Origin of the sequence: Pararhizobium sp. IMCC21322 (assembly GCF_030758295.1) — a bacterium.
Classification (GTDB): domain Bacteria; phylum Pseudomonadota; class Alphaproteobacteria; order Rhizobiales.
In genome coordinates this window covers 448,914-462,435 of the sequence record NZ_CP132335.1, presented here as the reverse complement: position 1 = coordinate 462,435, position 13,522 = coordinate 448,914, and the positions used below count along the sequence as shown (strand labels likewise).

Below are 13,522 nucleotides of genomic sequence, written 5' to 3'. Positions count from 1 at the left end.
GGTTTTGACATCTCTATTGTAACCATTTGGTTACTTATGAAATTGGCCCTTTGGGAGGACCTGATGACCCAGGATAATGCGGCGCGCGGACCTTTCATGGATGAAGCCGCCCTTGAAGCCGCCCTTGCCGCGCCGGACGCTGCACTGCGCGCTGATTTGGCAAAGACCTCTGGCGATCTGATTGTTCTTGGTGCCGGTGGTAAAATGGGTCCCAGCCTTGCGCGGCTTGCCCGCAATGCCATGGCAGAGGATCGGAAAGTCATTGCTGTTGCACGCTTTTCCGAAAGCGGACTGCGCGACACTCTGGAGCGCGATGGCATTGAAACCATTGCCGCTGACCTGCTTGATCGTGATGCGGTTGCGGCCTTGCCGGATGCGGAAAATGTGATGTTCATGGCAGGCCGCAAATTCGGCTCTTCCGGCGCGGAACACCTGACCTGGGCCATGAATGCTCTTTGCCCGGCGCTGGTTGCAGAACGTTATGCCAGTTCCCGCATCATCGCCTTTTCGACCGGGTGTGTTTATCCGTTCTGGCCTGTTGATGCCCTATCCGGGCCAACGGAAGACGTGGCTCCCAATCCGCCGCCCGGCGATTATGCCTGGTCCTGCGTTGCCCGCGAGCGCATGTTTGAGCATATGAGTGTGGTTCACAACACGCCGGGGCGGCTGTTCCGGCTGAACTACGCCATTGATGTGCGTTATGGCGTGCTGCACGATCTGGCGCAAAAGGTGCTGGCGGGAGAACCTATCGATGTGTCGATGGGCCATGTGACCCTGATCTGGCAGGGAGAGGCCAATGCCCGCGCCCTGCGCAGCCTGGCACAGACCACCACGCCAACCAGCCCGATCAACGTCACTGGCGAGCATGTCATTGCCGTGCGGGACATTGCCGAGGCCTTTGCAAAACGATTTGATAAGCCGGCAAATATTGTCGGTACGGAAGCGCCAACTGCATGGCTGAATGATGCCAGCGCCTCCATGAAAGCCTTTGGTCCTTTAGCGATCTCGCTGGAAGATATGATTGACTGGCAGGCGGACTGGCTGATCCGCGGTGGCAGAAGTCTGGACAAGCCCACCCATTTTGAAGCGCGTGACGGGAAGTATTAGGGCCGGGACTCATTTTATGAAAATCGCTGATCTTCCAACCGACATCCGCCAATTGATTGCAGAGGGCACGGCTATCCCGGCCCATCCGCTGGCGCTTGATGCCGAGCGGGTGCTGGACCGTCGACGCCAACGGGCGCTGTCGCGGTACTATATCGACGCGGGCAGCGGTGGTCTGGCTGTTGGTGTGCACACCACACAATTTGAAATCCGGGAGGCCGGGCTCTATGCACCGGTGCTGGAACTGGCCGCGCAAACCGCCTCTGACTGGACGGAACGCCCGCTGGCCATGATTGCCGGTGTGGCTGGCAAAACGGCCCAGGCGGTGGCGGAAGCCAAGACCGCGTTGGCGCTTGGCTATCATGCTGCACTAGTCAGTCCGGCTCCCTTTCGCGATGCCAGTGAAGATGAGTTGATCGCACATTGCAGCGCAGTTGCGGACATCATGCCGATTATCGGCTTCTATCTGCAGCCAGCGGTTGGTGGTCGCGTGTTGTCAGTGGATTTCTGGCAAAGATTTGCGTCACTCGACAATGTCATCGCCATCAAGATTGCACCATTTCATCGGCACCGGACCATTGATGTGGTGCGCGGTGTGATTGCGGCCAATGCCGAGGACCGGGTGGCGCTGTATACTGGCAATGATGATCATATTGTTGCTGATCTGTTGCTGCCCTTTACCCATCGGCGCAGGGGTGAAGACGTGACTTTGCGCATTGTTGGCGGTCTGCTTGGCCAATGGTCGGTCTGGACCAAAGCGGCTGTTGATTTACATACAAGCTGCCGTGCAGCCGTTCAGGCAGAGGCTGACCTGCCTGCCGAATTGTTGGCGCTGGATTCGCAAATGACCGATATCAACGCGGCTGTCTTTGATGTGGCCCATGATTTTGCGGGCGTGATCGCCGGCTGTCATGAAATTTTACGCCGGCAGGGTCTGCTCGCCGGCATCTGGTGTCTTGATCCAAACGAAACGCTCTCTCCCGGACAGGCCGATGAATTGACCCGCGTTACCGAAGACTATCCGCATCTGACTGATGATGCATTTGTCGCCGCGCATCTGGAGCGCTGGCTGGATGATTGATTTACTGATTGATTGCGGCCTTCCGTATTGTGAGGGCGGCAAACTTGACATGGAATGAGGAGCGTTTCATTCTGCCATAACCAACTGGTTACTTGCGTGCAAAGCATTGCGGTATACCGGTTCCGAAATTCAACAGGAGGACATATCGCATGAACATTAAAAGCGTAACAGGTCTATTTGTAGGGGCAGGTCTTGCCCTTGGCGCGGCAGCCGGAACGGCTGCAGCCATGGACTGGAAACCGGAAAAACCGATTAACATCATTGTGCCATGGTCAGCCGGTGGATCAACCGATCAGGTGACCCGCGTTGTGGCTGCTGAGTTGGAAAAAGCCCTTGGCGCAACCGTTGTCGTTCAGAACCAGCCCGGCGCATCCGGCTCTATCGGCTCCAAAAGCGCGCTTGAGTCAGACCCGGACGGTTACACATGGACAGCCGGTGCGGCGCAGGATCTTGGCACCTACAAGGTGCTCGGCATGCTGGACACATCCATTGGTGACTGGAACCTTTATCTCGACGTTGCCAATGTGGCGGTGATCGGCGTGAATGCAGACTCGCCCTATCAGACAATGGATGATTTCCTGAAAGCCATGAAGGATGATCCAAATGCCATCTCCGTGGCAACGGCTGGCCTCAATTCCGGTGGTCACAATGCCATGGAAGCTTTGAAATCTGCTGCCGGTGGCGGTTACAAGCACGTCACCTATGATGGTGGTAACCCAGCGGTTATCGCTACTGTCTCCGGTGAAACCGTTGCGACAACACAATTGGCCGTGGAACAGGCTGAAATGATCCGCGCCAAGCGCATTCGTCCATTGGCTGTCCTGAATGGCGAGCCGCTGATTCTGGAAGGCTATGGTGAAATCCCGCCGATCACGGATTTCGTGGACGGTGTGCCAATTGCACCGAACTATTTCGGCGTGTTCGTACCTGGTACGGCTCCGGCTGAAGTTGTGGCTGCTCTTGATAAGGTCTGGGCTGAGTCCATCGCCAACAGTCAGGCGCTGAAAGACTATGCTGCCGGTCGCGGTGCCGTGTTCGCACCCTTCTATGGTGAAGATGCACAAAAGCGCGTCCTGCCTGCCATCCAGAACAATGCCTATCTGTTGTTTGATGCTGGCAAAGCCAAAGTCGATCCTGCTACTGTTGGTATCGAACGCATGAAATAAGCCTTTTTTCAAAGGCAGATATGCCCCGGCGGGTTTCCTGAATTTCGCCGGGGTCATTATCGCAGCGGAGGTCTATCGGCACTATGGTCGATGATACTGGCGTAACAGTTGCAGAAGCTTCGCCACCTTCTGATCAGCCCACAAGAGCAGATGCCTTGATGGGCCTTGTTTTTGTCTTTTTCGGACTGATCATCACATTCGAGGCATGGCGCATGCCGCGCATGGAGGAGTTCGGCTCCAACATCTGGTCGGCTCCGGGTGTCGTTCCCGGCATGATTGGCCTCTGCCTGACATTGATGGGTTTCTTCCTGTTTATGCGCTCCCGGCAGTCGCTCAACATTGCACCGCCCAAGGGTGAGCCTGGCGCCAAGCTGCGCGTGCTGATAACTCTGGGGCTCTGCTTCGGTTTTGCCTTTGTGGCCGTGGGGCTTATTCCCTTTGTTCTGGCCGCGTTTCTGTTTTTGTTTTCCTTCATCATGATATTTGATCTGCAGGACCGGCGCGTGGAAGGCAAACCGCTGACCGGCAAACCGCTTGTCAAACGTATAGCGCTTGCTTTCACTGTGGCAGCGGTCGCTGCATGGACCATCACCACCGTCTTTGAAGACGTTTTCTTTGTGCGTCTGCCATGAGCGGACTTGGTTTTTTCCTCGATGCGCTGGGTGGTTTTCTGACCAGCCCGATGACCCTGTTCAATGTGGCTTGGGCCACATTTCTCGGTATTCTTGTAGGCTCCCTGCCGGGCCTGACGGCCACACTTGGCATTGCCCTTCTAACCACGCTGACCTTTCGCATGGACGGGACACAGGCCATTCTGATCCTGATCTGCATGTATGTCGGGGCGATTTATGGCGGCTCGCGCTCTGCCATTCTGCTCAACATTCCCGGAACGCCTGCCAATGCAGCCACAGCCCTTGATGGCTTCCCGCTGGCGCGCGCTGGCAAGGCGGGAAAGGCCATGGGCATTGCCACGGCGGGGTCATTTGCCGGCGGTATGATCGGCATGCTGGCGCTGGCACTTGTGGCGCCCGTTCTGGGTGATTTTGCCCTGTCCTTCGGCTCTTACGAATTTTTCTGGCTGGCGCTGTTCGGCGTGTTGATCTCCGGGCAGATCACAACCACGGGCGATGCCCTGAAAGGCTGGATTGCAGGCTTTATCGGCCTGTTCGTGGCCATGATCGGACAGGAAGGCATTCATTCCTATCAACGCTTTTCCTATGGCTCGTCAGATCTTTCAGGTGGCATTGGATTGCTGCCTGCGCTGGTTGGTGCCTTCGGTTTTGCGGAAATTCTCACCGTTATGAAAGCACGTGGCTTCCAATCAGTGCGCGATGCCTCTGACCGGATACTGCCACGCATGGCTGATATATGGCGTTACAAACGCACCATTGTCCGCTCCGGCCTCATCGGTACTTTCATGGGGCTGTTGCCCGGCGTGGGTGAAGATATGGGGGCATGGATGTCCTATGCCGCCGCCAAGCGCGCCAGCAAGGTGAAGGAAACCTTTGGCAAAGGCTCACTCGATGGCTTGATGGCTGCGGAAACCGGCAATAATGCTGCGGTTCCAGGTGCCATTATTCCGGTGCTTACGCTGGCGGTTCCAGGCTCTGCGCCAGCCGCCGTATTGCTGGCCGCGATGTTTATTCATGGCATCCGGCCCGGACCCATGATCATGATTGAGTTTCCATCCTTTGTATTTGAAGTGGTGGCGATGGTCGCCATGGCGATGTTTGCCATGCTCATTATCGGCCTTTTGCTGACCCGTCCGTTGCTGATGGTTCTGGCCGTGCCGCGCGCCTATCTGATGCCGCTGATCTTCACGCTGTGCACCATTGGCTCGTTTGCCATTGCCGGGCGTATTTTTGACATTTACGTCATGCTGGCCTTCGGCCTTATCGGCTTTGCCTTACGGGAAATGAAGTATCCCATGGCACCGCTGGTGCTGGGCATTGTGCTGGGTGACTTGCTGGACAAGAGCTTTCGGCGGGGCATGACCTTGTCAGACGGCGATTTTGTCGCCTTTCTCACCCGGCCCATATCAGCCTTTCTGGCGCTGGCCTGTGTGCTGATGCTGCTGGGTGCTATTCCGCCAGTGCGCCGCCGCGTAACTGCGCTTCTTGGCTCTCTGCGAAAAAAACCATCCGAGACAAAACAATGAAGGCTTTGCCATGAAAATCTCCCTCTGCAACGAAGTCATCCGCGATTGGGAGATCGGCCGACAAGCGGGCTTTGCCGCCGAACTTGGTTATGACGGTCTGGAAATCGCACCCTTCACGCTGAATGAAAATGGCCCATCGGCATTGGATGCAGATGCCCTGGCCAAAATCCGCAACACAGTCGAGGCGGAAGGCATTGCCGTTTCCGGGCTGCACTGGTTGCTGGTGGCACCCGATGGATTGTCGATCACGGATGCTGACCCGGCTACGCAGCAGCGAACGAAGCAAACCATTGATGCGCTTGTCTCAATGTGTGCCGCTCTTGGCGGCAGCTATGTCATTCACGGTTCCCCGGCGCAACGGGTTTTGCCGGATAGCGGTGCTGAGGCGGCCAAGGCGCGGGCACTCACTCATTTCCGGCACGCAGCAGAGGCTGCGAACACCGCAAAAGTTCATTATCTGCTCGAACCATTGTCCCCGGCACAAACCGCCTATGTAAACACGCTGGCAGATGCAGCCGCCATCGTGAACGCTGTGGATCAGCCTTATTTTTCCGCCATGATTGATTGTTGTTCTGCTGCACCGACTGAGAGCACATCAATTCCCGATCTGCTGTCACAGCATTTGCCGAGCGGTCTCATTCGTCATGTGCATTTCAACGATCCCAATAAGCGCGGGCCGGGACAGGGAGAGCTTGATTTTCTGCCAATCGTGAAACGGCTTCTCGCGCTGAATTATGATGGCTGGATTGGTGTTGAGCCGTTTGATTATGTACCGGATGGTCCTACCTCTGCCGCCCGTGCCATTGGCACCATAAGAGCGCTTGAACAGGCCGCGAAAGCGGGAACTGCATCATGAGTGACCAAACACCAACTATCGACGTTCGTTCCGTTGAACTGTTTGAACGTCCGGTGACCTTGCGCCTGCCCTTCAAATTTGGCGCAGTCACACTCACCGCGACGCCGCAACTTTTTGTCCGTGCGCAAATCGTCTGCAATGGCGTGGAAGAAACCGGCGTTGCAGCAGAACTTCTGGCTCCCAAATGGTTCGACAAAAACCCGGACCTCTCCAACGAAGACAATTTCGAGCAATTGCGCACTTCCATGAGCCTTGCGGCCGAGCGTTATCAGCAGGCTGGGCGCTTCCCGTCTGCCTTCGCGCTTCATGCCGCATTGCAGGCCGGCCATTTTGCAGCCTGCGCCAAGCGCGATCAGAACGGGCTGATTGCATCCTATGGCACGGCCCTGATGGACCGCGCCGTGCTGGATGCGCTTTGTCGATCGCAAGGCGTTTCCATCTTTCAGGCCGTGCAGAATAATCTGCCCGGCATCGTTGCCGCGACAACGCCTGATCTGTATGGCGTTGATATTGCCAGCCATTTGAAAACACTGTCGGCGCCGGAGCGGATTGCCATACGGCATACGGTCGGAATGGCCGATGCGATTGTGGAAACGGATTTAACCAAGCGCATCAATGATGGCCTGCCGGAAAGTCTGGAAGCCGTCATTGCGATGTATGGTCAGCACTATTTCAAACTGAAAGTCAGCGGTGATACCAAGGCGGATATCGACCGCCTCAGCCGGATTGCCGCTTTGCTGGATGAGAGCGGAGCGCCGTATAATGTCAGCCTTGATGGCAATGAACAATTTACCGATGCGGATGCCGTCGTGGACTGGATTGATGTGGTCGAGAACACGCCACAATTGGCAAAGCTGTGGGCCGCAACGCTCTATCTGGAGCAGCCCATTGCCCGCGCCAAGGCGCTGGAAAAACCGGTTCACGCCATTGCCGCCCACAAGCCCGTCGCAGTGGACGAATCTGATTCACATATTGGTATTTTCCCGGTTGCCCGCGCGCTTGGTTATCGCGGCATGTCCTCAAAATCCTGCAAGGGATTCTACAAGGCCATTTTGAATGCGGTGCGTGTGCGCCACTGGAATGCGGCTGCAGGCAGAGATGATCATTTCATGATTGCAGAAGACCTGACCACCATGCCCGGTATTTCCACCCAACAGGATTTTGCGCTGGCAGCCCTGATCGGGGCTACCCATGTGGAGCGCAACGGCTATCACTATGTCCACGGCTTTGGCGAAGCCCCCTTGTCCGAGCAACAGCGCTATGCCGCCGCCCATGAGGACCTTTACACCACCGATACGGATGGGCGCGTCCGGCTCAGGATTGAAGATGGCTCTGTGTCGCTGAAATCACTTTCCGTGCCGGGACTTGCTGTTGCAACTCATCCGGACTGGGAATCCTTGAGCCGGCTTACTGACAGTATTTGAGAAGGTGCTCTCTATTACGCACTCATCGACCCCACGTAAAAAACTTTAATAAGAACCGGAGCGCGGCGGGCCTGGGTCAATAGACGCAACTGTGTGATCATAGCTTTCGGCCAGCAATGCGTTTTTGATGCCCGCATGCGCCGGATCAAGCCACAGATTGTCATGTTCCCAGGGATCAGCATCAAGATCAAACAGCTCTCCCTTACCGGTGCCATGATAGACCACCAGCTTGTATTGGTCTGTGCGCCACATGGTGGCCCGGTTGTGGTGTGGCAGATCAAGAGCATCATAAAACTCGGACCTGACCCCGGACCGCGCCACCACCGCACCATGTTCCAAGGTTGGCTGGAGTGAAAGACCCTGCATCCGCTCCAGCGGGTCCAGACCGGCAAGCGCCATCAGGGTTGGGGCAATATCGGTCAATTCGACCAGATCATCGCGCACTTCATTTGCCTTGATATGTCCGGGCCAGCTCCAGATCATCGGCACGCGGACCAAGCCTTCATAGAACCGACAGCCTTTAAGAATAAGACCATGATCTCCGAGCGTTTCACCATGATCTGAGGTGAAGACAATAATTGTGTTCCCGGCTTGCCCGCTTTCTTCCAAAGCATCCAGAATTCGGCCTAGCTGGTCGTCAATCAGACGTATCATTGCATAATAGGCACTGATCAGTGTTTGCGCATCACGTTCACCTGCGGTCTCGCCTCCCGGATTATCCGGGTCGGGCGCGGGATCCACCGGCAGAACAGGATTTGGAATGTCCAACATGTCCGGGCTTTGCGCCTTGGACTGAAAATCAATGTCCTCAAGATATTTCTGCTGCTCCAAATCGCCTGGCTGGAAATGCGGGGCCGGCACCGAGTCTGGCGGGAACATGTCGCGATATTGTTTGGGTGGATTGAACGGTGGGTGCGGGTCATAGACATTGACGCTCAAAAACCAGGGACGCGCATCGTTGCGGGACATAAACTCAATGCTGCGATCTGCCATCCAGGCGGACTGATGAAACTCGGCGGGAATCCCGTCAATATTCATGGAGAGTTCACCGAGATTCTGGCCCTTTTCGTTCACCCAGTCAGCATAGTCATGGCCAATTTCCCAATCATCACGTGGGGCATGACTGTAGTAAAACTCGCTGTAACCATCATCAACACGCGGTTCCACACCGTTCGATGCCGATGCCAGATGCAGCTTTCCGACATTGCCGCAGCGATACCCTTCATCTGCCAGAATTTTTGGCAACAGAGGAAACCGGTCTGCAAAATAGGCATTGCCATTGCGGCTTGCACCGATGGTGGATGGATACATGCCGCTTAGAAAACTTGATCGGCTGGGTGTGCAGATGGGTGCCTGGCAATAGGCCCTTGTAAAGGCTGTGCCCTGAGCACAAAGCCGATCCAGATTTGGCGTGGAAATATGCTGGTTTCCAAGGGCGGAAATTGTGTCAAATCTCTGCTGATCAGTGCAGATCCACAGAATATTGGGATGATTGGTTTTTGTCATACGGAAGGATCACACAGGTTGGAATTTGCGATGTTCTCACACCGAGGGAGCTGGAGATAGTGCGGGTTGGATAGACTGGAACAAGGCGCTGGCCTAGGCTTGCAATTCAGATTATGGCTTCCTGCAATTCTGCGCAATACAGGTAATGGTGCAGCATACGGCACTGGCAACCGCACACGCACTGACAACAGCACACGCACTGGGGAAAGAATGGTTGAAAAGGGGAAAAACCTGCGATGACGAACCCGCTGTCTCTCATCCGTTTTTTGGAAATCTGGCAAAAGGGCTCCATGCGCAAGGCCGCTGAATTTCTCAATATCAGCCAACCGGCTTTGAGCCAAAGCCTTCGGGAACTTGAGCTTGAAATTGGATTTCAGCTTTTTGAACGCACGCCGCGTGGTTTGAGCATCACCCCCGAGGGCCGACAACTCGCTGTCTATGCAAATGTTCTGTCCAATGATTTGTCGCTTCTGAAGGATGCGGTGATTGCCATCCGAGAGCGCCGGGATGTGTCGCTCAGAATTGGCGCTTCGGCGAGTATTTGCGCCGGCGCTTTGCCAGCCATTACAGCGGCTTTGGTGGATGGCGGATTTGCAACGTCGGTCCATGTGAATGAAGGAACGTCGGATGCTCTGATTCCTGCCTTGCGGGAAGGCGCAATCGATCTTGCTGTCAGCTATCTGTGGAATCCCGGCTGCGCTGATGAAGCGCTGGCTTACGAACATTTGGGCAATTCCACCATTACCGCAATCTGTCAGCGTCATCATAAATCGGCGCTGGAGGATAAAGGTCTTGCCTATCTGTCGGATCAAAAATGGGTCACCATGGTGCGTGCGACCGAATTGAAAGAACGGTTTGAGAATTTTTTCAGCAGCGGAGAGATTGCGCGGCCAAAAGTGGTTGTTGAGACCGATAATACCGCCCTTGCTCTGCGTCTGCTGAGTGAAAGTGATTATTTTGCTTTTATTCCACTGGAGCATACGCGCGTCCTGAGATCGCAAAACCTCATGTCTCTCAATTTGCGGGATATTACCTGGATCCGTGGTGTTGGTCTTTTTTATAGGAAAGTCAGTGTTGATTGGGCCTATATACCCGTGGTGCGGGAGGCCCTGAGGGCCCATTACGGAAAACAAGCTTCCGATCCTGACCATGGAGATTTGCCGGTCATGAAGCTGCAGGATGTGCTGTAGACTCATCTGAAACTACGCCGCTCTGCGCCGCAGGACATACGTGACCAGAGGCGGTAACAGCAGGGTTGCTGTCGCAATGACAATGAAGATCACGGCAACCGGGCGCTCTAGGATACCGAGATAGGACCCTTCCGACCACATCAGCGCTGACCGCAGCTGCGTTTCTGCCAGTCCGCCCAGAACAAACCCGATAACGAACGGGGCCAGCGGAATTTTAAGCCGCTCGAAGACGAGGCCAAGAATTCCAAAAATGAAAAGAACAACCACGTCGAAAACCTCGTTGCGCAGCGAATAGCAACCCAATACGGCAAAGACGATCATGATCGGATAGAGCAGTTCCCGAGGCACCCGGACCAGCGACACAAAGGCGCGCATGCCAGTGAACAGAACAATGCCGCACAGGATTGTCGTGAACAGATAAGCGAAGACGACGCCCCAGGCCAGATCAGGTGAATTGGTGAACAGAAGCGGCCCTGGTGTAATGTTGTGGAGGATCAACGCGCCAAGAAGTATTGCGTCAACAGCGCTGCCGGGAATGCCCAGAGCCACAAGCGGGATCAACGCACCGCCGACATTGGCATTGTTGGCCGATTCCGCAGCGATGATGCCGCCCGGCTCTCCGGTGCCGAATTTGGCACCGTTCTTGTGAAAGGTTTTTGCCACCGAATAAGAGATTGTGGACGCAATGCTGGCTCCAACGCCGGGAAGAATTCCGATCCAGGCTCCGACAAAAGACGAGCGCAGCAGGTTGACCCAATTGTCCTTGAAAATGTCACGCATGCCACTCACCGCATTGCCGGTCAGTGATACGGATTCCACTTCAGGCTCTTTGCTCAACAGAGCGCTCAGGGATGTGCCGATGACGAACAACCCGAGAAGAACAGGCAGCGTGTCCAGACCGCCAACCATTTGACCAATGCCAAAATCAAGCCGCAAGGCACCATCTGCTGCGCTGACGCCCGGCACCGAGGCCAACAGGCCCAAAATGCCTGCAATCAAGCCACCGGTCATGTTTCCGCGAATAAGGGATGCCATCAAAACCAGCCCCATTGTTATCAGCGCGAAATACTCCCACGGGCCAAAATAGGTTCCCCAGATGGAGAGCGGACGGGCCAGAAGCAGCAAAACCAGTCCGGCAATCAACCCGCCGGTTAGTGATGCAACAATGCAGATTGCAAGCGCGCGTTCGGGCTGACCTTTTTGCGCCATGGGAAAGGCATCAAGCGTGGTCATGATTGACGACGGCGTGCCCGGCATACGCAACAGCGCAGCGCTGACCATGCCACCGCTGACACCGCCCACATACATGCCGACAAGCATTACAATCGCATCGACGCTGGACATTGACAGGGTCAGCGGAACCATGACGGCAATCAGGGTGGCAGGACCGATACCGGGGATGACGCCAACCACAAGCCCGGCCAGCCCGCCTATGATGGCGAAGAGGATTGGTGACAGGCCGAAGAAGCTGAACATATGGCTAGCCCTGCCCGATCATCTTGAATCCGAGGCCTATATCGGCCCCCAGAAGCAGCACACAAATGGCACCGGCGGTGGCCGCTGCAACTGTAAAATTGTGTCGGCTGGTACGTGCCAGAAAACCGGCACACAGCACATAGGCTGTTGATAGCCAGATGAAATCCACCTTGCCGGACAGCAGAACCAGACCGTAAAACACCGTTGCCAACGTGACGATTACATTGGATCTGGGCGGCAGATTCAATGTGCCAAAAAACTGTTTGAATTGATCAGAACCGGTTTGCCGAAAAGTCTGAAAGGCTCTGACCAGTTGCACCAGGGCCAGAACAATCAAACAAATTGCAAGGGCGCGTGGGAAAGCGCGCCCACCCAGACTGTCAAACCCGAATTCGCGAATGGAGCCAACTGAACTCAATGTGACAATCGCAACGATCAGGCAAAGTGTGGCATTCGCTAGATAACGCACCATAGCCTCCCCATGGTTCAAACGGGCATTCCATCTAAAGATAGTCTGCAAACAACTTCTGGCCATTTGCAGATAGTCTGCTAACACCTTCCGGATCAACAGGATGGCGATCCAGAAGTGTCAAGTCACCCTATTTGGCGATTTTTTCGCCCAGACGTGTGATCGTTTCAGTCGCGGCCTCGATCTTGTCTGCGAGCATATCCCCGGACACAAAAACCGGCTTGAACCCGCCTTCCGTCATTTCTTTCACGAGCGCGGGATCAGTCATCAGGGTTTCCAGGCCCTGTTGCAGCTTGGCCAGCACATCATCCGGTGTGCCCTTGGGAGCGAGAATCCAGTTTCCAATGCAAAATTCAGCGTCGTAACCAAGCTCTTTTGCGGTCGGGACATCGGGCAAAACAGGGTCGCGTTCCGCTGACATGATCACAAGTGGCTTCAAGCCATTTTCCTGATAGGCCAAGGCCTCGGAAACAGCGAAAATCGAAACATCGGTATGACCGCCCATCAAAGATGCCAGGCGCTCGGAGCCCTGACCTGCCTGAACAAGGGATACATTGATCCCTGCAACTTCATTGAGATACATGGAGGCAAAATGGGCCGGCGCGCCAATGTTGGCCGCTTCGCGCATTTTGGTTCCGCCTTTGACAGCCTCAACCGCAGCCTTGTAGTCCGCATAGGGAGATTTTGGCGCACCGACATAGACCAGACATTGCTGGGCAACCTCTGCCAGCGGTTCAAACGCTTCCGGTCCATAATCTGTGACACCCAGAACGTTGGCCGTAATCAGACCCTGATGCAACAAAAGGATCGTGTAGCCATCCGGATCAGCCTCCTTGACCTGGCGAGAGGCGACAGAGCCACCGCCACCGCGAGAGTTCTTTACCGTGATTTCCTGACCGAAGGCCTTGATTTCACGATTGTATTTCGACAGCGTGCGCGCCACCCTGTCACCGGAACCACCCGGTGCAGAGGGCACCACCAGTGTGATTTCCTTTTCCGGGAATTCCGCCATTGCTGGCCCTGCCAACACCGTTGCGACCACGGCTGCAATTATACTTTTCATGATATTTCTCCTCACCTAAAGTTTCTTTG

At 55.3% G+C, this 13,522-nt stretch carries 12 protein-coding genes; 8 read left to right on the top strand and 4 right to left on the bottom strand.

Annotated features, from left to right (window positions below):
* Nucleotides 1-63: 63 nt before the first annotated feature.
* From RAL91_RS02365 to RAL91_RS02335, 7 genes are all read left to right on the top strand, one after another.
* Nucleotides 64-1,107: an NAD(P)-dependent oxidoreductase gene (locus RAL91_RS02365; RefSeq protein ID WP_306259375.1), complete on the top strand. Its 1,044-nt coding sequence runs from the start codon at nucleotides 64-66 to the stop codon at nucleotides 1,105-1,107.
* Between the two features lie 16 nt (nucleotides 1,108-1,123).
* Nucleotides 1,124-2,185, top strand: coding sequence for a dihydrodipicolinate synthase family protein (locus tag RAL91_RS02360; RefSeq protein ID WP_306259374.1), 1,062 nt, complete (start codon nucleotides 1,124-1,126; stop codon nucleotides 2,183-2,185).
* Nucleotides 2,186-2,334: 149 nt separating this feature from the next.
* Complete coding sequence (locus RAL91_RS02355) at nucleotides 2,335-3,351, top strand: tripartite tricarboxylate transporter substrate binding protein (protein ID WP_306259373.1); 1,017 nt, start codon at nucleotides 2,335-2,337, stop codon at nucleotides 3,349-3,351.
* 83 nt (nucleotides 3,352-3,434) lie between these two features.
* The gene (locus tag RAL91_RS02350; protein WP_306259372.1) at nucleotides 3,435-3,983 is read left to right on the top strand and encodes a tripartite tricarboxylate transporter TctB family protein; all 549 of its coding nucleotides are present in this window, start codon (nucleotides 3,435-3,437) and stop codon (nucleotides 3,981-3,983) included.
* Nucleotides 3,980-5,509: a tripartite tricarboxylate transporter permease gene (locus tag RAL91_RS02345; RefSeq protein ID WP_306259371.1), complete on the top strand. Its 1,530-nt coding sequence runs from the start codon at nucleotides 3,980-3,982 to the stop codon at nucleotides 5,507-5,509. The genes RAL91_RS02350 and RAL91_RS02345 overlap by 4 nt, the downstream gene beginning before the upstream one ends.
* A gap of 10 nt (nucleotides 5,510-5,519) precedes the next feature.
* Nucleotides 5,520-6,365, top strand: a complete 846-nt coding sequence (locus RAL91_RS02340) for a sugar phosphate isomerase/epimerase (RefSeq protein WP_306259370.1) — start codon at nucleotides 5,520-5,522, stop codon at nucleotides 6,363-6,365.
* Nucleotides 6,362-7,789, top strand: a complete 1,428-nt coding sequence (locus RAL91_RS02335) for a mandelate racemase (RefSeq protein WP_306259369.1) — start codon at nucleotides 6,362-6,364, stop codon at nucleotides 7,787-7,789. Before RAL91_RS02340 ends, RAL91_RS02335 begins: the two co-directional genes overlap by 4 nt.
* Nucleotides 7,790-7,834: 45 nt before the next feature.
* On the opposite strand, the gene RAL91_RS02330 is transcribed toward RAL91_RS02335, so the two are convergent.
* Nucleotides 7,835-9,295: a sulfatase gene (locus RAL91_RS02330; RefSeq protein WP_306259368.1), complete on the bottom strand. Its 1,461-nt coding sequence runs from the start codon at nucleotides 9,293-9,295 to the stop codon at nucleotides 7,835-7,837.
* A gap of 236 nt (nucleotides 9,296-9,531) precedes the next feature.
* On the opposite strand from RAL91_RS02330, the gene RAL91_RS02325 reads away from it, so the two are divergent.
* Nucleotides 9,532-10,485, top strand: coding sequence for a LysR family transcriptional regulator (locus tag RAL91_RS02325; protein WP_306259367.1), 954 nt, complete (start codon nucleotides 9,532-9,534; stop codon nucleotides 10,483-10,485).
* A gap of 12 nt (nucleotides 10,486-10,497) precedes the next feature.
* On the opposite strand, the gene RAL91_RS02320 is transcribed toward RAL91_RS02325, so the two are convergent.
* From RAL91_RS02320 to RAL91_RS02310, 3 genes are all read right to left on the bottom strand, one after another.
* Entirely contained in the window at nucleotides 10,498-11,961 is a 1,464-nt protein-coding gene (locus RAL91_RS02320; protein ID WP_306259366.1) for a tripartite tricarboxylate transporter permease, read from the bottom strand.
* Between the two features lie 4 nt (nucleotides 11,962-11,965).
* Complete coding sequence (locus RAL91_RS02315; RefSeq protein ID WP_306259365.1) at nucleotides 11,966-12,433, bottom strand: hypothetical protein; 468 nt, start codon at nucleotides 12,431-12,433, stop codon at nucleotides 11,966-11,968.
* 127 nt (nucleotides 12,434-12,560) lie between these two features.
* Complete coding sequence (locus tag RAL91_RS02310; protein WP_306259364.1) at nucleotides 12,561-13,493, bottom strand: tripartite tricarboxylate transporter substrate binding protein; 933 nt, start codon at nucleotides 13,491-13,493, stop codon at nucleotides 12,561-12,563.
* Nucleotides 13,494-13,522: the final 29 nt, after the last annotated feature.